This is a genomic window from Spiroplasma melliferum KC3 (assembly GCF_000236085.2).
GTDB lineage: Bacteria > Bacillota_I > Bacilli_A > Mycoplasmatales > Mycoplasmataceae > Spiroplasma > Spiroplasma melliferum.
Genome location: NZ_AGBZ02000004.1, coordinates 333,220 through 357,389, shown reverse-complemented (window position 1 = coordinate 357,389; position 24,170 = coordinate 333,220). Strand labels below are relative to the sequence as shown.

Here is a 24,170-nt window from a genome sequence, read left to right as displayed (position 1 = left end):
ATTTTATGTTATTATTAAATTAATAGATTTGTTGCACTTGCATTTACAATTTACAAGGAAAAAAATAAATAAAAATTTTGAATTATAAATTAGGGTCGGGAAATATTAAAATCATAATAAAACTCTTTAAAAGTTAATTTCTTTTTCTAATTCTTTAATAAATTCAATAACAACTTTATCTTCTAACATATCTAACTCATTCCCTAGATTTTCTATTTTAATAACATCATTAATATTTTTTTCAATATCGCTTAAGTCTTGATAAATACCACTTGTTATATTCTCAATTTTCTCATCAAGTTCTTTTTCTTGTCGAAGTTGTTCTTGATCACTTAACAATTCCTTAAATAAACCAATAACTTCTAAATGTTTATTAATTTGCTTTAAATTATGTAAATTATTTATTACTTCTTCAATATCATTATAAATATTAAAATCCTCTATAAGTTCTTCATGGATATCATCTTTTGATTTTGCTTTATAACAACTAATAACTGCCATACTTGGTGCTGATGCTAATTACAATAATTTATTAGTTGATAAATAAACCTTAAGAAAATTATAACACCTTTTCAATTGCTGCTAATAAATATGCTTTTAATTTTGTTTGTGTTTCATATGTATTTTGTAAAGTATTTGTAAAATTTTGTGCAGAAATTGGGGGATAATTATCAATTCCACTTTTATAAGCGTACTGTAATATTTTTACCATCTTATCAAACAAAGTATCCTTACTATGATTATCAGTCGTATTATGTAAAAAATCAACTAAATCTTGTGTAACTCATTTTGTTGTTTCAATTCCCGTTCATGATGGATGGTCAAGGGAAGTTTGGTCAGTATTAATTCAACAATTATTTGTCTGTTTCGTATTATCTCATATATTATTTTGTGCATCATAACCACATTCTGATGAATAAATATTTTTTAACGCATCAAAAGTTGAAGTAGCAATTTGTTTTAAAGCACTAGTTACAACATAATCTTCGCCATAAATTTTCGATTGTTCGGTATCAACACCGACTATTTTAGCATTCGCTTTGTTAACTTTAATTTGATTAATTGTATCTTGAACTTGTGCGCCAGCAACTGGAAAAATAATTCGAGCCCCACGTGCTAATAATTCATCACTAATAATTTTGCCATCTCCAGCTTGAAATGATTGGGAAAATCATGATTCATTTTGCTTTAAAACATTTTGAACTTTAACAATTGATTGCAAAGTTGTTATTTTTGGATTAATATTTTGTACTTGTTTTAATATATTGTGTTTTAAATTATTTCATTTACTATTTATTGAAGAATTAATAATGGTATTAAACAAATCAATTCCAACTAAAAAACCTCACATATAATTTGAAACAGCAACTGGATTATCCATCCCGCCATAACTTCCGACTTTTAATTGCCCATTATATTCGTTTTGGTGCGCATTTAAATAAATACTTGTTGCTAAACTCGCATAAAAACCTGAAGCTTCAGCTTGATAAGTAATTCCAATAATATTTTTTGCTAATGGTGCCTTCTGGTCCATATTAAGATGGATATTTTGACTACTTCCATCAATATAAATAATATTATCAACTAGTCCCGCTGCTCAACCAAGAGTATTGCCGTGGTTGAAACCAGGCAAAACTAACGTTTTTGCTCCTGCAATTGAAGATGTAATATAAGCATTTTTATAATCACCAGGAGTTTGACTAACTGATTCAAAGTAACTTGCTCGTCAGTTTGAATTTTTTCAATCTTGTGGCGGAGTTGTCTGATTTTTTTGTGTAAAAACATATTTACTTGCTCCTTCTCATGCTGCTTGATTAAAAGCAAGATCATTTATAGTTCCCCCATCAGTAATAACCCAAATACTATTATCAAAATTATATTTTTTTATGCAAGCAAAAACACTGCTCACTGAAGTGCCAATGATACTTATCATCATTAAACTTTGTAAAATTCTTTTCATATTTTTTGCTCCTTTTTACTTAATGTTTGTAAAAACAAAAAGATTAACCTGATTCTTTTATTAAAATGAATGGTTAATGTTTAAAAAGCAAAAGCATTAACCTATAGCGTCTTCTTCCAATGGTAAGACGTAGAAACACTAGACCATATTACTAGTATATACAGGTATATCATTTATTTTTATACTTATATCATAACTTCTTTTTTACCAAAAAGCAATTAAAATAAAAAAAACAACCCGGGTGAGATTGTTTTTTAGGGTATCCATGAAGTATAAGATAATATAATACAAAGTATGGTCATATTGATAGGGCTAAACTTGTGCTGTTTATTATTAATTTAATAAAAGTACAATTCTTATACTTCCCTAGACATTTACTATTATATAGTTCAAAAAATAAAATTCAATAATATTTAAATAACTTTTTAATTTTTTTTAAATTTGCAAATTGGAATATAAAGGGCAACAATTAATAGTCATATTAAATACTATTTTTTAATACACTTCAACTTTATCAATTTTCAAATTTGATCAAACATGATACAAAGCTAAGAAAGAAAAAGTATATGATACTATTTGTATCTTTAAATATTCTCCTTCAAATCATAAATTTTTAATATATAACATTGCTTTTTGTTCTACATAAAAAAGAGGCATAAAAATACAATAGGAATATTCTAATAGAGATAAATTATTTTTATCAGAATTTAAATATTGGTTAATGTTTTCGGTATTAAATTTAATATTTGTTCTAGTATTAGATATTGTTGTTCCTTGCCCACCTGCAGAAGAATTAATATTATTAATTTTAATATGTTTATATTTTTTTCTAAATTCCTGTCAGGTATTAGCATAATCTGATCATTTAATTAAATTTATTGTGTTTCTTCATACTTTTGTATCATCAGTTATTGGTCCAATTACTTTTCAATTTAAATTTATATTATTTATTATTCTTTGATTTGTATTGAATTTAAATGTAAAAGTAGTCTTATTAGTAATAAAATCATCTAAGAATTCTTCTTTTGCAAAAATATTATTTAATAAATGACCTGTTGCAGTATCTTTTGTAATTTTATCAAAAATAAAATTTTGTTTAAAATTTGGATCAGAAAAAATTGGATGGTTTAAAAGATATGCGCTATTAAGAATGTGCTCCTTATCATTTATTTCAATATTTCCAATGTCAACTGTCGTTAAACCAAACTGTTGATTTATTTTATTTCATATTTCTTGTTTTTTCTCTTTTGATAGTGCAGTATATCCCAAAATATTATCTAAATCATTATTACTATAATCCTTAGGTAAATTATTTATTAAAGTTGTTCATTTGCCATTAGCATTTGGTTTTTCGTTTCTTGTTAATCATTTTTTAAATTTATTAAGAAGGGATGTCTTTTTTAATGTAAAAGAAACAATAATTCTATCAGAAAATAAATTATAAAGAATAGTTCCACCAGTTAAAATCCTAGCATCATCTGATGCAATCGGAAGCCATGTATCATCAGAAAAATGTATCGTCGGAGCATGATAAACTTTATCTAAGTTTCCAACAATAACAGCACTATTATCAGTAATTTGGTCAATAAACTTAATATCGCTTTCTTTGATATGCAAATTATGACGAAGAAAAGCCAGTTTAATTGTTTTAGCATTATTATTAGGTAATTCTCCTAAATTAGTATTTGTTGCTAAAGAAGATAAAGTAAAATTATCTGTCCTGAAATTTACTTCAATGGGTGATTCAGTATTGTCAATATTAAACTCCCTTCCATTATATAGGACTGTAGAATTAACAATATAAATTCTTGCAGTGATTTGATTTATATCTGATATCCTTAAATGTAATTGCAATTGTGTTATTAAAGGATTATCTTCTTGTAATTGGCTTAAAATTGTATGTGAAAAATTATTTTCAAGAGTTCCTAAATTTCGATTTGGAATAACCCTAGATAAAGTAACAACGGGATTATAATTAATTATAAAATCAAGATTATCAGGGATAACATCGGTTATCCTTTCTCCAACTCTGATATTATCTCGTAAATGTCCTCGCGCACTAGTTTGACCAATGTTATCAAAAACAAAGGCATCAAGAAAATCTGAGCGAGAAAAAATTGAGTGATTTAATGTCACTAAACGATTCCGAATATGTTCTTCATCAATATCAAAACATTCAATATCCCCAATATTAACTGTTGATGCTAATTCTAACAATGACTTAGGAGCAGTTCTTTTCTTAATGTTATGATCTTTTATTTTAAAAATTACTTTTTTATTTAATAAATTTTGTGGATAAACTATAGAAGTTTTTTTAACCTTAAGATGTGCTCAAAAAGTATTGTTTGAAACATTATAATTATTTTCTGGAATTTCTACTTCAAGCTCAGATATTTTTGCTCTTGGATATTTTTGTTTTATTGCTTGTAAAATTGCTTCTCGTTTATTTTCGTTAATCTCACCAAGTTCTATTGATTCATTAAGTAGTTTTGTATAATTTAATTTTTGATTACCATCTAATTGAAATGTTATTAATCCATCTAGATATAAAGGTCTTGCTTCATATTCAAGTCCTTGCTTATCTATTTGCTTTCTATTATTTGTTGCAAATGTATAAGAACTATTTGCCAATAAATTTGGAATAGTTCCAAAAATTATAGTTGTACTAATTAATAAGTTTAAAATTCTTCTCATTCTTTTTTTCCTTTCATCTTTTTATTAGTAAATAGTTAATTCCACAATGTTATAACATAAAAAGATAAATTATTATTAAGTTAAACAAATTTTTTGCAATTTCCTTTATAATAAAGAAATAACTACTGCGCAAGGTAAAAAAATTTTTAGAATGAAAACAAAATAAAGCATATATTGATCCTAAAGGTTTATTTTTGTAATAAAGGTAAGCATCCGCAAAAACATATTATTGAAGAAATTAATCGTGATTTAAGCGATTGATTCCCTAACACCATTAATTTAAGGATTTATATTCACACAATTTACAATTTAAAACAAAATTGAAATAAAATTAGAACAAAACAATGCAAATTATGAAAAAGTAATTTTAGTCTTGTATTTCTTTGTATTTAGTCGTATGATTATCTTGAAATTATTTTAAGGACTCCATGTAACAATTTTGTAATAAATAAAGTATTGATTATTTATAGTGGAATTTTAACTCCCCTCCTGGTGTTTAGAATTTCCCCCACCATTATTTACTGTAACATAACAAAAAGATTAAAAAGATAAGGACGTGCAAAAAAAATGAATAAACGAAATAATACTCGAAAAGTAATGGTTGGTAATGTTCAAATTGGCGGCCAAAATAAAGTTGTTATTCAATCAATGACTAATACGAAAACACACGATGTTGAAGCTACTTTATCACAAATTAATCAACTATATCAAGAAGGTTGTGAAATTATTCGAATTGCTGTATTAGGAAAAGATGATGCTGCTGTCTTAAAAACAATTGTTGAACGTTCTCCTTGCCCATTAGTTGCGGACATCCATTTTAATTATGAATTTGCTTTAATCGCTGCTGATGCTGGTATTAGTAAAATTCGAATTAATCCAGGTAACATTGGAAGTATAGAAAATACAAAAAAAGTTGTTGAAAAATGTCTTGAAAAAAAGATTCCAATTCGAATTGGGGTTAATTCTGGTAGTTTACCATTAGATCTTGTTAATAAATATGGTTGAACTCCTAAAGCAATGATTGAAAGTGCTCGCCGTCATATTGAAATTTTAGAGCACCTTGGTTTTTATGATATTATTTTATCTTTAAAAGCAACTGAACCATTAATGGCAATTGAAGCTTATACCTTAGCTAGCCAAGAATGAAATTATCCCCTTCATTTAGGAATTACTGAAGCTGGCAGTCATCATACAGGAACAATTAAATCATGTAGTGGTTTATCACCGCTCCTTTTTAATGGCATTGGTGATACGATTCGGATTAGTTTATCAACTGATCCAATCGCCGAAGTTGAAGTTGCTAAACGAATGTTAAATTCACTAGGACTTTATGATAACATTGTTGATGTGATTGCTTGTCCAACATGTGGTCGTTTAGAATATGACCTTTTCCCTGTTGTAAAAGAATTAGAAGAATATACAAAAGATTTAAAAATTCCATTAAAAATTGCCATTTTAGGTTGTGTTGTTAATGGTCCTGGAGAAGCTAAACAAGCTGATTTAGGAATTGCTGGTGGTAAAAATGGTGGAATTATTTTTAAAAAAGGTAAAATTTATAAATCATGTAAACAAGAAGATCTTGTTCCAGAATTAAAACTATTAATTGATGAATATTATCAAGAATGACAACAAAAAAACATTCAGCAATAATAAAACCTTTTATGATAAAATAAAAAGTGGAAAGAAAATAGAGGTGAATGATATGAATATGTGTTGTCCCGCAAAAAACCATGATTGTTTTTCATGTCGTACTTGTAGTAAGCCAAAGGTTGGTTGTCGTTCTTGCTTAATTTGTATTTCTTGTACAGATTGTGTTAATAAAAAATGTGAGTGTTGTAAAAATAAACGTTAAAAAACTAGGTAATTACCTAGTTTTTTTAATTTGAAATTAAGTGATTATATGGAAATTCATTTAGTAAAAAATCAAATCAACCTGGATTTGGATTTATATAAGGATAAATTCGTTCAAATTGTTCTAAAGCACTATCAAAGTCATCATCATTAATGTACCCTTTTGCTACTAAATACATAAAAACAATTGATGCACTGCGGTTAATTCCTCAAATACAATGGACATAAATTTTTTTATTTTTAATATTATTATCAATAATCTTTAATGCTTGAATCACAACATTAGCATCTAATTCTTGTAATGTTGGATAATCCTTAAAATTAAAATAAACATGTTTGTCATCAATTCAAAGATATTCTTGATTATCATTTTTAATATTATATTTTTGAATTTGTTCACGATAAATTTCTTCAGCACAACTAATTACTAATGCAGCATCTTGTGGAACACTATGACGGTCACCAAGATACAAATTATCGATAATTTTCTTTGCGGACATTTTTATTCTCCTAAATCTATTTTTATTTTACCCTTTTGTTGAAATGGGTCAGTAAAATTTTTTGCCTTAATCATTGCAATTTCATCCTTATAAGGAGCAACCGCATGCTTCTTTTCTCCAACATATGGTGTTTCTAAAATCTTAATCATCCCATCTAATTTAGGATGATAAATTATTTTTAAAAGGGTTTCAAATCCCAAGTAACCATAGCCAATGTTTTCGTGGCGATCCTTATGGGCATTTAAAGGATTTTTACTGTCATTAATATGTAAACATAATAACCGGTTTAAACCAATTAATTGCTCAAATTCTATAATAATATCATCTAACGCTTTTGTCAAGCGATAACCAGCATCATGCATATGACAAGTATCTCAACAAACCCCTAATTTATCATTTAATTTAACATTATCAATAATATATTTTAGTTGGGCAAAACTTGTTCCTAATTCGCTCCCCTTGCCAGCCATTGTTTCTAAAGCAATTTTTGCTTTTTGATTAGGTGTTAAAACTAAATTTAATCCTTCAATAATTCGATCTAATCCAACTTGTTCTGGCGCGCCAACACCACTTCCAGGATGTAAAACAATTGTTTTAATTCCAATTTCATCAGCACGAGTAATTTCTTTTTTTAAAAACTCAACAGCTATTTCAAAAGTACTAGGATTAGTTGTGTTCGCTAAATTAATAATATAAGGAGCATGAATAATAATATTATTAATATCAAAATGATGTTCTTTTAATTGTTGATAAAATTCTGGAATAAAAAATTGTTCAGTACTAACACGAATAGTATTTTGGGGTGGTCCTGTATATATCATCATTGCGTTAGCATTATTATTTAGACTTTCATTTAAGGCACCCAGCAAATAATTTTGCTGCTTGTTCATACTAACGTGACTCCCAATAATTAAATTATAATCTTTCATTCTAAGGTCTCCCTTTCTTTCTAATCAATTTTATAATATCATATATAAGATAAGAAAAATAACTTATTATTTATGAAAGGATCAAAATGATTAACGAAAAAAGCATTGAAAAAATTAAGTTAACAATTACTCAAATTTATCAAAAAATTATTACTAAAAAAAGCGATAAAATTGTGGCTTGACAAGGAATTAATTTATTATGCTTGCTAAGTTTAATTTTTAATTTTTTGTTAACAATCTTTAATTTTGTTGCAGCATATAATCTGCATTTTACTATACGAAAAGCTGTCTTCTTACCCCTTGGTATTGTTTTTTTATTAATAACTTTAGTAAATTTTATCTTCTTAATTTTTATTAGAAAACTTCAAAAAAGATTAATTAATCAACTTAAAATTAATTTAAATAAAACCTTATTAATTAATACCTATAATGATATCTTTAAAACAATTTTCAAAACATTAACAATTACCGATATTAGTTCTCAATGAACAATTAAACCAGTTAATTTACCTCACCTATCTGATTTTAAAGTAAATGATAATATTATCATTGGCCAATATCACGGTTATAATTTTAATTTTGGTTCTATTAATCAAGCAACAACTACTGTTGTTGATAATCTCCAACCAAATTTAATTCCAAAACCTTATAACCTGCAATATTACCGTTATTTATTTTTAACAATAGCTTCTCCTTCTCTTAATGACCGAAATTTTGAAATTACACGAAAAAATAAATATCAAAAAAATAACTTAACTTTTGATAACTTTTTTTGGTATGACCAAACCAATGCGCATTTAACATTACCTCTTAAAAATCGTATTTTAGAAAATATGACAACAACAAAAATGATTCCAAATATTAAAGTAACCAAGCAAACATGCTCACTCCAGTTAGCAACTAGTTCAATAAATAATAGTAAAGATAATTATAATAGTTTATTAAATATCAAAATTAGTTTAAACGAAAAAATTATGGTAAAGAATATTTTACTAATGTTAAACCATGACTATGAAATATTACAAAAAGGCTTTGTTTGATTCAATTTAATTGTAAAAAAAGATTAATACTTATCAACTTTATAATTAGCAATAAGTTTATCCAGTTTATGAGATAAAATTTTAGCTTCTGGATCTGAAACAACAATCGCAGCTTTAATTTTCTTATATTCTAAAACTGAGGTGGAAACAATTATCACTTCATTATTAATATCATTGCCTTCATAATGATCACGTGCTGGCAGACGAATAATATCATTAGGATAATGAACATATTGTAGTCCTGAAACAACAGCATCTGCTTTTGAAGTAATAACCATTAAACTACGATATTTAAATTTTGGGAAGATAATATCAATTGTGATTGCTTGGACTACAACAAATAAATATGAAGCAAATAAGGCAGGACCAAAGAAGTATTTAATTTTATGACTAGTGAAATCACTACCATATAAACCGCCATCATCAATTTTAAAACCAAGACGTTGAATTTGATTAATATTGGCTGCTCAGTCTTTTCCAAAATAAATACTTGTTAATTCACTACGACTTAATAATGTTGTATGAATTGCTAACATTACTACAATAATAATATAATTAACAATTCGATTATAATTAGCAATTGAAATTTTCTTCTTGGCTGAATAATAAGCAAAAACAAAATCAGTTCCGGCTGTTGATGCTCCACCTTTATAAACTAAACCATAGGCAATGCCATTTAAAATCCCTGCTACAGCTGCAAAAACAAATAATCAAATTTGGTACATTCCACCATAGTTACTAAAAATATTTAAACTATTATAATTAACAATAAAAAATAATTCTTGGGGATTAATAACAGGAATATAAGCAAATGCAAAGTGGAAACCATTTTGCAAACCAATATAAACAATTGTTCGAAAGGAAAAACGAATCCCAATTTTAATAACACCAAAAATAAATAATGGTATATTAAACACAAAATAAAAAACTCAGTACATACTTGTTTGCATTTGTAACTGATCTTGATTTGGCCAAATTCCAACCGCAATTCCACGGGCAATCCCTCCAATTCCACTTGGAGTAATCCCATTACTTGTTGTTGCGGCAATAAAGTAATCATAACTAGCCATTCCTAAAAAAGCAGCAAATATAATATAAGCATAATCACGGAATAAACGTGATTTAAAATAAGCTTTAAAACGTAAATTAAATTCTTTTCGTGAAATCCGTTCACGACTACGGGTTTTTCTTTCCGTTGTTTTCTCTTTCGGATAAAAATCTAATGTTTTGTTTTTAATACTATCAGGGCTAACTCCAGTGTTGTTACTATCTCCTTCTGCTGTTAAATCTTTTTCTTCTTCGTTAACCATTTTTCGTTATTCCATGCCCTTTCTTAACCTTAATTATTATTAATAAGTATAACATCATTTAAAAAATAAAAAACAACCTTTTGGTTGTTTTTTAATAAATTAATTAATAATTAATTATTCACTTTTTAAACGAATTGTAACTTTGAATGAACCAACTTTAATTGGATCATAATCATTTCTTGTAATATCAACAACAGTATAATCTCGTTGTAGTTTTTGATTTAAAGCCCCAAATTTAACACCTCTGTTTGCTCCTTTGTTTGAAGGAATAAACACTGGATTTTTTCGATAATCTAATGCTGGAATTGTCATATAAATAACAATTTGTTGATATGGTGAGTCAACATCTTTCAATGCTTCATTTAAATATTTAACAAATTCATTACTTACTAATTGTGTTCCAAAGTTTTTATCTTCAACAAATTCATGTGATTGGTTATGGGTAATGTAAAATGAAATTCTTGCATCACAATTTACTAATAAGTATTTTTCTGGTACTGTTGCCCCATTATATGTATATGATGATTTATCTTGACATTTTTCAGCAATGGCTGCAGCAATTTCATTTGCAACTGTTTCAATTTTATATAATTTTTCATTATTTAAATCATATTTTGCTGATTTATTTCATAATAATTCATCATCATTAACACGAACTTGTTCTAAAAATAATAATTTACGTAATCATTTTTTAGGAGCATTTTTTCATTCATCCTCTCCTAAAATTACTTTACTTGGTCCTTCTGCTTCTTTTGCTTTTGAACGCATTACTTGAATAATATCTAATGCAACAGGAGTTTTTTCTTGTTTATCAACTAACATTAATGAAGGCCCAAATCCTGATAACACTTTATGTGTATTTGGTTTAAATAATTTAATTCATTGGTCATGTTTAATTTCAAATAATTCATTAATTGAATCTAAATCATCTTGTGAAGATTGTGATAAATCAATAATATAATTTGAACTTAATAAGTTAAATAATCTTCTTAATAAGTATTTTAATGTATTAACTGTTTCATACATTTTAAATTTATGGATTGGATCATTATCTCATGGTGATAATGCATTATTATAAATAATTTTTAAAGCAATATAATTAATACTTGATTTTTTAGCAACTTGCGCAATTGCCCCTGCTTCAGTATCAATTACATCAATAGTATGCCCATATTTATCAACCATTTCCTTAAATTGTTTTGAGTTATAAATCAACATATCTGCTGTTCCAGTAACTCCCTCTGTTAACCCCAATTTAAAGTCTTTAACAACTTTAGCGAATTCACCATCGAATTGGAATGATTCAGGTTCATTAACAATTTGTCCATATTTAATATCTTTAAAAACTGTTAAGTCAGCATCACGATAAATAAATTTTGTTGAGATTGTTGTATCTCCTGTATCATGCTTATCGTTTGTTGACAATGCTAAGTCTACATTTAAAATTGTTTGTAAACCAGGATATTTTTCTAATAAGTAAGTAATAGCCATTGCAGCATTTGCTTTACCATATCCTACTGTTGCTATAATAAAAGTTTTTCCATGGTATTTAACATGTTGAATTACACAGTTCTTTCACCAATATTTTTTTACTGTTTTAATACTGTTCTTATCTTTCATCGTAAAATATGCTGTTGAAATTACGCCGATCATTTATTTTCCACCTCTATTTTCATATTTAATTTCCAAAAATTGTTTATTTTTAGTGCATCTTACTATAATTAATATTTGATTATATGCAAAATACAACTATGATTATTGTATCGTATTTTGTCTTAATTATCAATGACAAATATTAAAATGTTTAAAATTGTTAAAATTATAAAAATTATTTTGTTTTTAATTTCTAAAATAAATAAAAATTATTTTCTGTAATTAAATTTAAAATAAAAATTATTTTTATTAGGATTAAATATTATACATATAAAATTTCATTATTGTGTACTATTTCTATTGTATCATCATTGTTATTTAATTCTTGAAATAACCTATTTTCTCCTCTTGTTCCTTGAGCAATCTGATAACTATCTAAACTAATTTTAATAATATCAAAAAAAGTAATTAAAATTAACGATCCAACTATTCAAGCACCACCACCAATTAAATTTTTTTGTTGTTCTAATGATAATAATTTCATTTGTAATTAAACAAATAATATTTGTTCATAATTAGCATTATTTAAATTATTATGTTTATCTGATCATGTTAAATGATGGCCACTTCCTGCTTTATAACTACCTTCTGTTCGATTTTTTTGCTGAGTCGCAAACGCAATTGAAAAACCAGTCGTAATTAAACTAGTTAGTGAGTTACTACATGCATTAATTATTGCAGCAATCCCCGATAATAAAGCACCAGACATTTTGCCCCCACTGATTTGTTTCATTTGTTTTATTGTTAATTCTGTCATTTTTACCTCCTCTTTAATAACTTAACAAATTTACCTTGATTATTCCTTTTTTTATTTATTAAATATAATAAAAAGCGCTTTTATAGCACTTCTTTTATCGTACAACTACTTTGTTGTAACTTTTTTCAATTTATTGTTTTAATTTTTTTTATTTTTTGATAATAATCATTAGGTTTTAAATCCTCTATATTTTTATATTCTATTTTTATTCCAAATTGCTTATTTGCTTCCTTTTGTTTTTCATTTGATGAAATAACCATTATATTTTTATCTTGATTTTGATGTAAAGTATTTGCAACTGCATTTGGAATACTAAATCCAATAACACTAATCATTGCAAATAATGATAATACCTTTTTCATTTCTTTTTTTTCCTTTCATTTTTGAATAAAAAAGTTGCAAAACAATGTTGCAACTTCTAATTTAATTATCCTTGCGCTTTTTCTGTTAACTCATTAACTTTTTCTTGTAACTCTTTATTGCTTGCTTCTAAAGTAGTTTTCTCTTCTTCAAGACTAGCTACTTTATCTTGCAATTCTTTAACTAAATTAGCATTTTCTGAATTACTTGTCAATTCATCAATTTTACTTTGTAACTCTTTATTGCTTGCTTCTAAAGTCGCTTTATCTTGCTCACTAGTTTCTAGGTTAGCTTTCAACTCAGCAACTTCTGCTTCCAACGCAGTAACTTTTTCTTGCAATTCTTTAACTAAATTAGCATTTTCTGAATTACTTGTCAATTCATCAATTTTACTTTGTAACTCTTTATTACTTGCTTCTAAAGTCGCTTTATCTTGCTCACTAGTTTCTAGGTTAGCTTTCAACTCAGCAACTTCTGCTTCCAACGCAGTAACTTTTTCTTGTGATTCTTTTAGATTAGCTTCTAAAGTAGTTTTTTCCTCAGTAACTTTTTCTAAATTAGCTTCAACCTCTTTCTTAGCTTCTTCTAAAGAAAGTTTATCTTGCTCACTAGCTGCTAATTTAGTATTCAAATTAGCAACCTGTGAATTTAAATTATTAATTTCATCATTTGCTTGCTCTAATTTTAAATTTAAATCATTAATTTCTTTTGACTTATCTTTTAAATTAGTTTCTAAAACAAGTTTTTCTTCAGTAATTGTATTTAATTTAGCTTCAACTTCTTTCATTTTTTGTTCTAAAGAAAGTTTATTTTGTTCACTAGCTACTAACTTAGCTTTTAAATCAGCAACTTCTGCTTCCAACGCAGTAACTTTTTCTTGTGATTCTTTTGTTACCTTACTAATTTCTGCTGTTTTTAGTTCTAATTCTGCTTTTAGACTAATATTTTGACTTGTTGCCTCAAGAATTTGTTTGTCTAATCCTTCTTTAACTTGCTGCATCGTTAGTAATTGTGATTCAAGAACTTTCTTACTTTGTTCTAAACCAAGTTTTTCTTGTTTAGTAACCATTAACTGTTTTTCTAGACTAGTAACTATTGAAGTTAAATTACTATTCAATGATTTTTTTAGTTCTAATTCTGCTTTTAGACTAATATTTTGACTTGTTGCCTCAAGAATTTGTTTGTCTAATCCTTCTTTAACTTGCTGCATCGTTAGTAATTGTGATTCAAGAACTTTCTTACTTTGTTCTAAAGTAGTTTTTTCCTGCTCACTCTCTCTAATTTTTGTTCAAAGAACATTAATTTCTAAACTTAATTTTTCAATTTTTGCTTCAGTATCATAAATTACTGGAATAAAATCTTTTAATTTTGGTTTCCCAACATTAATAGTTAAATAATTATTCTTTCAATCAAAAGATTTTTCACCATAACTTCATTCTCCTGAGAATTTATTATTATTTTCAAAATTGTAAGGATTCATCGCATATCCTGCTGGAATAGCAGTTGATCCAATTGTTAGTGCACTTAATAAACTTAAAAGTTTTTTCATTTTTATACTCCTTCCTTTCTTAGATTACACTAAGATAACTCTATGATATACTCAAAACCAAGAAAATAATTTTCCGTTTTTAAATTTTTAATAATATTTTTTTGTTTTAGCAAAAAAAAAAAAAAAACAATTTTAAATAACAATTGTTTTTTTATTATTTATTCTACAGTTAAAATTTTAACTTTATAAGGTTCTTGAATTCCCTTAATTTCAATTAAATCGCCAGCTTTTTTCCCAATAATAGCTTTTGCAATTGGTGATTCATTTGAAATTGTATTTTCAAAAGGATTAGCCTCAACAGCACCAACAATTTTAAGTTCATATTTTTTATTAATTAATAAATTAGTAAACGTTACTGTACTTCCTAACTTAATAATTCCTGTTTTTGATTTAACTTCCTTAATTTCTTTTGCTTTTGTTAATAATGATTCAATTTCTTTAATTCGTCCTTCAACTTCCGCTTGACGGTTTCGTGCTGCATCATAATCAGCATTTTCTGATAAGTCTCCCTGTGCACGAGCTTCTTTTAACTCTTCAATCACTTCGGGACGAATAACATTAATTAAATTATCTAATTCTTCTTGTAAGTCTTTAATTCCCTCTTTAGTTAACAAAATTTCTTCATTCATGGTGTTCTCTCCGTTCCTCTCTGTTTTTAATTCCAACAATGATTATTATACCTTAAAAAAGACAATAATAATGGGGTTTTTTATTTTTTATCAAGTAATAAAGCCTTAATTTTTGTTGCAATCATATCAATTGCGATTTCATTTCCTTCATAATATGGCACAATAATATCGGCATATTTAATACTTGGCTCAACAAAATATTCATGCATTGGTTTTACTGTTGTTAAATACTGATTAATAATACTTTCAACTGTTCGCCCTCGTTCTGATAAATCACGTGTTAAACGTCGAATAAAACGAATATCATCTTCTGTTTTAATAAAGATTTTAATATCCGATAATTTGCGAATTTCTTCTAATGCTAAACCTAAAATACCATCAAGGATAATCACATCACCGCTTTTTATTTCCGTTGTTTGTATTGAGCGATTAGAAATTGTAAAATCATAATTTGGCATTTGAATGTTCTGATGATTTTTTAAGAGTTGTAAATGATTAACTAATAATTCTAAATCAAGGGCATTTGGATGATCAAAATTAATTTTTTTTCGTTCTGCTAATGTCAAATCATCTAATTTTTTATAATAATGATCCATCTTTAAATAAACTATCTTTTTTCCTTGCAAAATTTCAGCAATTTTATTAGCAACTGTTGTTTTGCCACTTGCAGTTCCACCAGTAATAGTAACTAATTGCACTTTATTTTTTGGTTTTGGTTGCATTTAATTCCTCCTCTTATTCTTCTTATTTTAGTATATCATAAAGCAAAACAACTTAACTTTCGTTAAATTGTTTGACTATTCTTCATTCGCTGGTTCATCTTTTTCCTCATCAAGACTATTACTTTTTTCAACAATAAGATTTAGTTCCGTGAGCAAATGTTCTGCATCTTGATAATTAATATTAGTTGTTGCTTGATATAATGCTTGATTCCGTTTTAAATAATTTTTAATTTCGTGACGAATTTCTAATGAAACATATTTTCAATCATCTCTAACTTCAAATTCAGCATCTAATTTAGCTTGCAATTCAGGTTGTTCTTTCATTCGACGAAGATATTTTGCACGATAATAAGTAAAATATCAAATTGTTGCAAAACTAACAGAAAAGGCAACAAATGCTAACTCAATTGCTGCTCCAATAATTGCACTATCTCGTTTTGTTCCATCTGAAATAACAATATTATTGATTAAACTATAATAATGTCATCCAAAAACAAAAGTTAAAATAACAAAGACAATTGGAAAGGCAAGATATTCTCATACTCGCATCTTAATTTTTCGTTGATAAGCTAATTTTAGTGTCACAGCAATTACCATACCATAAATAAAAATTGTAATAGCTGATGATGCTTCAGTTAATGATGAAACATCAAATGGTTGCTGATAAGTCATTGTTTCTGCTGGGGTTGCCATAAAACCAAATTGTTTTGTTAAACTAACCCCTTTAATAATATCGGGGATTGCTAACCAAATAAAAATCATTAAACTTGTAATAACTAAGTTTAAAATTGAAGCACGAATTGGTATTCCATCTTTATTTAACTTACGCAAATGATCTGGTAAATACCCTTCGGCCGATAATGGTTGTAATGAAGTTCCCCCGTATAAAGCATTTTGCATTGCAACATTTATTTTCAATGCTAAAGCACTAATAATCATAATAATTGGGCCACCATATAAAATAATCTTATTTTTAAAACCTAAACTTCATGTTCCCATTTGCATATTTTGAACAAATTTAGTAAAAGCAGCAAAGAAAATAATTGAAATAACAATATAAAAAATTGTACTAATTAACATAATTAGTGTAATTCCACGGCCAATATTTTTCTCTGGATTACTAATATTTTTCCCAGCAGTTGAAAAGACTTCAAACCCAGCAAAGAAGAAAAAGCATGAATTAAAAGCTTTAATAAATCCTGGCAACGAGAAATTCGTATGATGTCCTCAATAACTTAAATTTTCACCACCATGTTGAACTGCCAATACTAAACCAGCTAAAATTAAAAATCCAGCTGTAACTCATTTAATAATACCAGTTCCATTCGCTAATTTTTTATATAATTTCATCCCCCCAAAAATAATTCCTGCTGCTGACATATAAATAGCAATTCCAATAAAATCTAATCATAAGTCACCAAATGACCCTCAGTTTGCAGCATACCAAGGGACAGTAATACTTTTATCTGGATTTATTTTTGAAACTCAATCTGCTCCAAATGAACCACGAATCAACATCATTACTTGAATTGTAATTAAAAATGGTAAGGAAACATATTGCATAAAAGCAACAAAAATTCCCCAAAATTTACCAAAACTTGTTCGAACATAAATGTATGAAGCTCCATTATTATTAGAATGATGAACTCTAGCCATTTTAGCAAATGCTCACGCACATATTCCTGCGATCAAACCTTCAACTGCAAATAATCAAATAACATGAATTCCAATTGAGTCAGGTTGTGAGATATTTGATAAAATAGCAAAATTACCTATAAAACCAATTCCAACAGTATAATTAAAGCCTAATCAAACAAAATCTGCTAAACTAAATTTCTTATTTTGTTCTTTTTTAAGCATAAAATAGTTTTTTCCTTTCTTCTAAAAAACTTGGTTAATATTTAATTGATGATATATTCACATAAAAATTAAATTATAACACTCAAATTATTTAAATTTTTTATAAATAATTTATCTCTAATTATAACAAATAGGAAAAAAATTACAAGTAGAATTAAAATAACATATCATAAATAAAAGTTTGCTAAGAACTTTGTAAGTTCTTAGCAAACACATAACATTTTTTCTTTTTCTATAGTTAATTGGTTTTTAAATTATTAATGATGATAAGCAATACTAATATTTTTTGGTTTAATTTGTAACGAATAACTTAATTCTTTCATAATTGCTTCATTAATTTCAACTGTTAAATCATTTAAGTTTTCTTTTGCAATTACTTTTCCACTAATATAAATGTGCAATAATGAATTATCAATCATTCGACATTCAACTTTATCCACAAAATATTGATGGGTCAAATCACGGATTGCATATAAAATAATTTTTTTAATTGTTAATAAACTAACAGCAATTGTTCCACGATGGTTACTTTCAATTATTAATTCATTAAAATTATTATTCATCTTCAATCTCTCCTTTTATGAATTATTAAAATTAAGCACGTCCGGAATATTTTCCATCACTAGTTGAAACAGTAATAACTTCTCCTTCTTTAATAAACAAAGGAACCTGTAATTCTAATCCAGTTTCTAGCACTGCTTTTTTCATTGCTCCAGAACTAGTATCACCTTTTACTGCTGCTTCTGCCTCAGTTATTGTTAAATCCACCTTATCTGGTAAAATAATTCCCAATACTTCACCATCATATTTTGTGACAGAAGCCATTACTCCCTCTTTTAAAAAGTTTTTTTCTCAAACTAAATTAGTTGATGGAATTTCTAATTGCTCATAAGTTTGCGTATCCATAAAGATGACATTGGTACCATCATCATATAAATATTGCATTTCAACCTTGTCAATCATTGCTTTTTCAACTTTATCACCACCAGTGAAAGTAATATTTGTTGTTGCATTACTTCGCAAATTTTTAACTTTTGTTTTAACATGTGCTTGCCCACGACCTGATTTTGAATGTTGTGCTTCAATTACGATGTAAATATTACCTTCATATTGAAACGTTAATCCTGGGCGGAAATCGTTTACACTAATCATCTTTTTCTTCCTTTTCTATTTATCGTAGTTTAATTATATCTTAATTTTAAACAGAAAGTTATTAAAATTAATAAAAAGGAGAAAATTTCTTTTAAGCAAATTTTCCCCAAATAATTTTAATTTTATAAAATTGTAATATAACCTAAAAATTAATAATATTTTCACCACGATAGCGGTTTGAAGTTGACACTGCCTTAATAATAACACGGTCAGTTGTTTTACTAATTAAAAAATGACGTGCTGAGAAATAAAATGTTGGATTTAGGACTGCAAAGTAAGTCATCATATCTTCAACTGGTAAGGTTTTTAACACTTTTTTTTCATAATTAAAGGTAATGGTATCTAATGCAAGTGGTTCTGTTTGATATAATGTTACCGAAATAATATCAGTTTTATCAGCAAAATGAATACTATTCTTATTAGCAATAATTTGCACTCATAACAATGCTGTCTTTGCTCCGCCACTTGCTAGTGGTTGTCATGGTAAATCAGTTCAAGATTTTGAAATTAAATCCTTATCATAATAAATAAATTTTAAGTCCTCACTTGCAATTTCACCACGATATTCGTTTGTTTCTAGTGCATCATAAATTGCATTTTGAAACATCGTTTCAGTTACTTTTGCGGTTGGCTGTTGTTTTTCAAAAACAGGAATTAAAGTTAATTCACTTTTAAATAAAGATAACGAAATTTTACTACGATCACGAGTTTCAATTTTTGCACAACTAACAACAGTAGCAGGAACACTAACGACCATAAAAGCCATAAAAGATGTTAACAACTTTTTCATATTAATAATCCTCCCTAAAGGCGGCATAATCAGTTTGAATAATTGCTAATTGCTGTTGGTAACGTTTTTCAATAATTTGACGTTCTTGCGTAGTTAGTAAATAAGGATTTAAAACCATTCCTCAATGTTTATATTTTGAACTACCATATCCAATTGTAACTTGTGTTCGTGGTGTTACATATGAAATTCGAATTTGATATGAACCATTTGGAACATAAACTGGAATAAACATAAAATTAGTATAAATGGCATTAAATTCAACTTCAGCAAAACTTCGATAACGATCAGCTAAACGAGCTGGATCAGTAATTTCATCACTTGCTGCTACTTGGTTAGTATAATTTTTAAAAACATTATAAAAATCTTCAATTGCTGTTGTATTTTTTAAAAGATTTCAATATGGATTATTCAATTGATCCTTAATTGTTGCATAATCTGGAGCACGATTATTTGTTAATTTTAGGTCACTAAAAATCCGTGAAGTTCCAAAATAATATTGTAAATCACCACCTAAGGAAAAGGTATGTAAATAAGTATACGGGTCTGCATAATCAGGGGACCATCCTCCTGCTTGCATATCTCAATCTGCTTTTTTACGACGTGTTTCATATTCTGTGGCATCAACAGTAATATCTGGAATAATTTTAATCACATCATTCTCAGCGTTAAATGAGTCAATCATATTTAATAAAAACTTATTAGTTGTTAATGTTAATGCACCATTCATTAAAAAACGAAATTCAACTCGTGAAGAACCAATATTTGTTTGTAATCAATTCCGAATATCATCTAAAATATTATCATCATTTTCTAATAAATCTTTGTTACGATATAAAGCATCACTACCATCTTTTAACAATTGACTAGCAGCCATCACATTACCATTTAAAAAATGATTTGCATATGCTTCTTCAACATATGACGCATAATCAACATTCCCATTATAAACAAAATAACGTGCTGTATAAACATTTCGTAAAAACTTGGAAGTTGGTGAATCATCTAGAGCTTCAGAATAATATTTAACAAATTTACTACGGTCTAATTGGGTTGATAAATATTTTCGAATTTTATCATATTGTAATGCCTTACTTGCATTTAATGCTTGTTTAGCACGAGCTGGATTTGAATTTAAAACATCACTATTCGCATAATTATTAATAATCGTATATGTTGTTGGATCAGGATTAATAATACTTGATGCACCACTGAAAATTGGATTAGCAGGATTAGAACCAACATATTTCTTTCAACCGTTACTATCTGTTGGTTCAACTAGAAAATCATTGACGTCACCTGATTCAAACAAAACACGTTCACGCGAAACATCGTTATTTGCTAAATAAGTATAATTTAATTTATCAATGTATGTTAATTTTGCATGTCGATAAGCAGGGTTTTTTCGTAATAAAATTTGTGAAGTTGAACTATATTTTTCAACTAAATATGCCCCTGAATACCAAATATTTTTATAATTAGTCCCATAATTATAACCTTGTCGTAATGCCTTTTCTGGTAATGGCGCAAAAGCTAAATAAGTCATTAAAGTATCAAAATATTCTGCTGACTTTGTTAATTTAATGGTAATTTCATCATCACTATCATTAATTGTCATTCCTAATTTTTTTCAAATTGGATCATTATAATAATCTGGTTCATAATTACCTGCTTGAAAATACTCTCAAATTTCTTGTGCACCACTAATAAAAGTTCGCCATAATCCTGATGTTGCCGATAAGTTTTTTGGAAATAAAACAAATTTAGCAGTATTAATCATATCACTAGCTTTAACTTGTCGCTGAAAATTCCCTTGATAATCAAATCATTTTGCTTGAGGTGAAATTTTATATTTTCATTCACTTTGATCAGCATTAGGAATTCCAACATATTTTGATGTTTTATCCTTTTGTTCAGCAAGATCACCAAAACTACGATTATATTTATCAGTTGCTACTAATGTTCCAAGAACATCAGCTAAAATTTTATTATCTTCAACTAGCATTGTTGATGCACTTGACCAAGATGTTAAGGGAAATTTAAAAATAGAGCGAAAAACATTATCGGTAATTAAACGATTTGCTAATCGGTCTAAACTAATTCCACACGAAACCACTAATGGTGTTACTGTGGTTATTACGGTAAAACTAGCAAAAAACGCCAATTTCTTTTTGAACATCGTTACCCCTCCTTTCTGTCAATTGCCATAGCAAGTTTAGTTTTTGCTGCAGCAATTTCACGTGAATTCCCAAATAAATAGTGTCCCGTTTTAATTTCCGTAAACTCTGGTAAATCAAATAAATAATCTCAATGTTCCTTTTCTGGTTCATAGATGAAATGAACCTTTTCTTTTTCATAATTTGGATTAGGCAGTGGGATTGCTGATAATAACGCACGAGTATATGGATGTAATGGATTAATAAACAACTCCTCAGCACTTGCTAATTCAACAAGTTGACCATGATAAATAACAGCAATTCGGTCAGCAATAAAACGCACGACCGATAAATCATGAGCAACAAAAATATAAGTTAAATTATATTGTTGCTGAAATTTTTTTAATAAGTTTAAAACTTGGGCTCTAATTGAAACATCTAATGCGGAAATTGGTTCATCAGCAATAATAAATTGTGGTTTCATAATTAATGCTCGAGCAATACCAATGCGTTGTCGTTGTCCTCCTGAAAATTCGTGTGAGTAACGTGATAAATGTTCTGGTAATAATCCAACTTCTTTTAAAATGCTTAAAATTAAGAAATGTTTGACATCACGATCTTTAATTTGTTCTAACTTTAATGGTTTTTCATTTTTTCCTAAATTATTGTTATAATAAGTTAAATACAACTGGCGAGCAGTAGCATTTTGATATAATTCAGGAAAATTTGTTAACCCTTCCCCAATAATTTCTTCAACCGAAATTCGATCGTTTAATGATGAAGATGGATCTTGAAAAATCATTTGAATTTTTTTCTTTTGTAAACGATTTTCTCTCCTTGTTGGTAATTTAAACAATTCAGCATTTTTAACAATTTCATCAATTAATGGTAAATTTAACAAATCTAACAAACGATTAGAAGCAACAATGTCAGATGTTGAATATTTATATTTTTTACCTACTCATTGATAATATAATTTAATTGTTGTTTGATCACGGAAAACCCCATGGCGTGCTAAATATGATAAATCAGCAAGGATCGCTTGTTGCTGTTCTACTGTTGCATTTTTATTAACTAAAGTCATTAATGTTTCTTTTCATTCATTATTTGGTAATGCTGCCAAACTTGTTTTCAAATTAGTAGTGGTTGCTAATTCATTTAATGTTTTAGCATTATCTGCTGTTGCAATATTTATCATTAAAGCACTCGTTTGATATGCTTGTTGCAATGCAACAATTGCTTGTGCATTTGCTTGCGGTTCTAATTCTAATTTTTGTAATTCCTTTAAATATGCCTTTTCAAAATCACTTTTGAAAACATTAAAACGTTTATTATAACCTAAAATATACTTTTTTCGTTTTCCCTTAGGAACAAAAAGAATAAAAGCCGCCCGTTGATTTTTATGCAAAAAATGAACCTCATCTAATAATTTAGTATGAATTGACAATAATTTTGCTAATTGTTCAAAAGAAGCATTGTAATATTTTTGTGCTTGTTCTAATACAAGATTTTCTTTTAAAGCATTACGATTTTCTTCTAATTTTAAAAGTGCTTTATAAATTTGATGCCATAATAAAATACTTCCTTCAATAATTTCAATATTTCCACGGACACGTCCTTTGATTTCTTCTTCTAAGGCAAGAGATAATGATGGAATTCATTCATGTAAATTATCCATAAAACGAAAAATTCGTTGATAAGCTTTTAACATATCTTTTAATAAAATTAAATTATGTTCATACATTTCTTTTACTAAGGTAAAATGATTATTACTATGATTAAAATTTAGTAAATCAACTTTCTTTAATTCAAGGTCAGTTGTTACTAAATATTGTTTATTTCCATAAGGTATTAATTCCTTTGTATTAACAACATATTTTTTATTTTCAAAATAACGATAATAACTAATTTTTAAATTATTAATATAATTACTTAAATGTTTATTTAATAACATATTATTATTCCGCAATAATCGTAGTTTTTCATTAATATCTAAATTAATTTTATATAATTGTGGTGGTTTTCCCCGAATCAAATGTCGGTCCATATAAATCGTTCCGTCTTTAATTGGCTGTACACCAGCAATGGCACGACCAATTGTCGTTTTACCACTCCCTGATTCACCAACAATACTAAAAATTTCCCCGCGGTAAATATCAAAATTTGCTCGTTTAACTGCATTTACTTTTTTATTTTTTTGGCGAAATTGAATTAACAAATCGCGAACCATAATAAACTGTTCTTGTTCGTTTTTGTTCATC

At 27.3% G+C, this 24,170-nt stretch carries 21 protein-coding genes and 1 riboswitch; of the genes, 2 read left to right on the top strand and 19 right to left on the bottom strand.

Going from position 1 to position 24,170, the window contains the following annotated elements:
• Positions 1-126: 126 nt before the first annotated feature.
• The 3 genes from SPM_RS05995 to SPM_RS05985 all read right to left on the bottom strand — a co-directional run bounded on the left by SPM_RS05995 (position 127) and on the right by SPM_RS05985 (position 4,654).
• Positions 127-501 carry a hypothetical protein gene (locus SPM_RS05995; protein WP_004028727.1) on the bottom strand — a complete coding sequence of 125 codons (375 nt, stop codon included), beginning with the start codon at positions 499-501 and terminating at the stop codon, positions 127-129.
• Positions 502-559: 58 nt separating this feature from the next.
• Positions 560-1,960: a BMP family ABC transporter substrate-binding protein gene (locus tag SPM_RS05990; RefSeq protein WP_004028726.1), complete on the bottom strand. Its 1,401-nt coding sequence runs from the start codon at positions 1,958-1,960 to the stop codon at positions 560-562.
• An 84-nt stretch (positions 1,961-2,044) separates the two neighbouring features.
• A riboswitch (purine riboswitch) is annotated at positions 2,045-2,144 on the bottom strand.
• Positions 2,145-2,455: 311 nt separating this feature from the next.
• Complete coding sequence (locus SPM_RS05985) at positions 2,456-4,654, bottom strand: hypothetical protein (RefSeq protein ID WP_004028725.1); 2,199 nt, start codon at positions 4,652-4,654, stop codon at positions 2,456-2,458.
• A 567-nt stretch (positions 4,655-5,221) separates the two neighbouring features.
• Between SPM_RS05985 and ispG the strand changes: the two genes are divergently transcribed.
• Positions 5,222-6,304: a flavodoxin-dependent (E)-4-hydroxy-3-methylbut-2-enyl-diphosphate synthase gene (ispG, locus tag SPM_RS05980; RefSeq protein ID WP_004028724.1), complete on the top strand. Its 1,083-nt coding sequence runs from the start codon at positions 5,222-5,224 to the stop codon at positions 6,302-6,304.
• 227 nt (positions 6,305-6,531) lie between these two features.
• Here the strand turns inward: ispG and SPM_RS05975 are convergent, their stop codons facing one another.
• Both SPM_RS05975 and SPM_RS05970 read right to left on the bottom strand, forming a co-directional pair.
• The gene (locus SPM_RS05975; RefSeq protein WP_004028723.1) at positions 6,532-7,005 is read right to left on the bottom strand and encodes a protein-tyrosine phosphatase family protein; all 474 of its coding nucleotides are present in this window, start codon (positions 7,003-7,005) and stop codon (positions 6,532-6,534) included.
• A gap of 2 nt (positions 7,006-7,007) precedes the next feature.
• Entirely contained in the window at positions 7,008-7,934 is a 927-nt protein-coding gene (locus SPM_RS05970) for a deoxyribonuclease IV (RefSeq protein ID WP_004028722.1), read from the bottom strand.
• Between the two features lie 86 nt (positions 7,935-8,020).
• On the opposite strand from SPM_RS05970, the gene SPM_RS05965 reads away from it, so the two are divergent.
• A complete protein-coding gene (locus tag SPM_RS05965) occupies positions 8,021-9,001 on the top strand; it encodes a hypothetical protein (RefSeq protein WP_004028721.1) in 981 nt (326 codons plus the stop codon).
• On the opposite strand, the gene SPM_RS05960 is transcribed toward SPM_RS05965, so the two are convergent.
• The 14 genes from SPM_RS05960 to oppF form a co-directional block, all read right to left on the bottom strand.
• A complete protein-coding gene (locus SPM_RS05960; protein WP_004028720.1) occupies positions 8,998-10,284 on the bottom strand; it encodes a YitT family protein in 1,287 nt (428 codons plus the stop codon). The genes SPM_RS05965 and SPM_RS05960 overlap by 4 nt on opposite strands.
• A 114-nt stretch (positions 10,285-10,398) precedes the next feature.
• Positions 10,399-11,937, bottom strand: coding sequence for a cytoskeletal motor fibril protein Fib (gene fib / locus SPM_RS05955; protein WP_004028719.1), 1,539 nt, complete (start codon positions 11,935-11,937; stop codon positions 10,399-10,401).
• A gap of 262 nt (positions 11,938-12,199) precedes the next feature.
• Positions 12,200-12,421 carry a hypothetical protein gene (locus SPM_RS05950; RefSeq protein ID WP_004028718.1) on the bottom strand — a complete coding sequence of 74 codons (222 nt, stop codon included), beginning with the start codon at positions 12,419-12,421 and terminating at the stop codon, positions 12,200-12,202.
• A 6-nt stretch (positions 12,422-12,427) separates the two neighbouring features.
• Positions 12,428-12,694: a bacteriocin gene (locus SPM_RS05945; RefSeq protein ID WP_004028717.1), complete on the bottom strand. Its 267-nt coding sequence runs from the start codon at positions 12,692-12,694 to the stop codon at positions 12,428-12,430.
• 80 nt (positions 12,695-12,774) lie between these two features.
• A complete protein-coding gene (locus SPM_RS05940; RefSeq protein WP_004028716.1) occupies positions 12,775-13,056 on the bottom strand; it encodes a hypothetical protein in 282 nt (93 codons plus the stop codon).
• A gap of 65 nt (positions 13,057-13,121) precedes the next feature.
• Positions 13,122-14,603 (bottom strand): coiled-coil domain-containing protein, encoded by a 1,482-nt coding sequence (locus SPM_RS05935; RefSeq protein WP_004028715.1) that lies wholly within the window; start codon positions 14,601-14,603, stop codon positions 13,122-13,124.
• 158 nt (positions 14,604-14,761) lie between these two features.
• Positions 14,762-15,232 (bottom strand): transcription elongation factor GreA, encoded by a 471-nt coding sequence (greA, locus tag SPM_RS05930; protein ID WP_004028714.1) that lies wholly within the window; start codon positions 15,230-15,232, stop codon positions 14,762-14,764.
• 80 nt (positions 15,233-15,312) lie between these two features.
• Positions 15,313-15,954, bottom strand: coding sequence for a uridine kinase (gene udk, locus SPM_RS05925; protein WP_004028713.1), 642 nt, complete (start codon positions 15,952-15,954; stop codon positions 15,313-15,315).
• Positions 15,955-16,029: 75 nt separating this feature from the next.
• A complete protein-coding gene (locus tag SPM_RS05920) occupies positions 16,030-17,814 on the bottom strand; it encodes an APC family permease (RefSeq protein ID WP_004028712.1) in 1,785 nt (594 codons plus the stop codon).
• Between the two features lie 257 nt (positions 17,815-18,071).
• Positions 18,072-18,377, bottom strand: coding sequence for an MMB_0454 family protein (locus SPM_RS05915; protein WP_004028711.1), 306 nt, complete (start codon positions 18,375-18,377; stop codon positions 18,072-18,074).
• A gap of 31 nt (positions 18,378-18,408) precedes the next feature.
• Positions 18,409-18,966 carry an elongation factor P gene (gene efp / locus SPM_RS05910; protein ID WP_004028710.1) on the bottom strand — a complete coding sequence of 186 codons (558 nt, stop codon included), beginning with the start codon at positions 18,964-18,966 and terminating at the stop codon, positions 18,409-18,411.
• Between the two features lie 142 nt (positions 18,967-19,108).
• Positions 19,109-19,756 carry a hypothetical protein gene (locus SPM_RS05905; protein WP_004028709.1) on the bottom strand — a complete coding sequence of 216 codons (648 nt, stop codon included), beginning with the start codon at positions 19,754-19,756 and terminating at the stop codon, positions 19,109-19,111.
• A 1-nt stretch (position 19,757) separates the two neighbouring features.
• On the bottom strand, positions 19,758-21,932 hold the full coding sequence (locus SPM_RS05900; protein ID WP_004028708.1) for an ABC transporter substrate-binding protein: 2,175 nt from the start codon (positions 21,930-21,932) through the stop codon (positions 19,758-19,760).
• Positions 21,933-21,934: 2 nt separating this feature from the next.
• On the bottom strand, positions 21,935-24,169 hold the full coding sequence (gene oppF / locus SPM_RS06955) for an oligopeptide ABC transporter ATP-binding protein OppF (RefSeq protein ID WP_004028707.1): 2,235 nt from the start codon (positions 24,167-24,169) through the stop codon (positions 21,935-21,937).
• Position 24,170 lies beyond the last annotated feature (1 nt).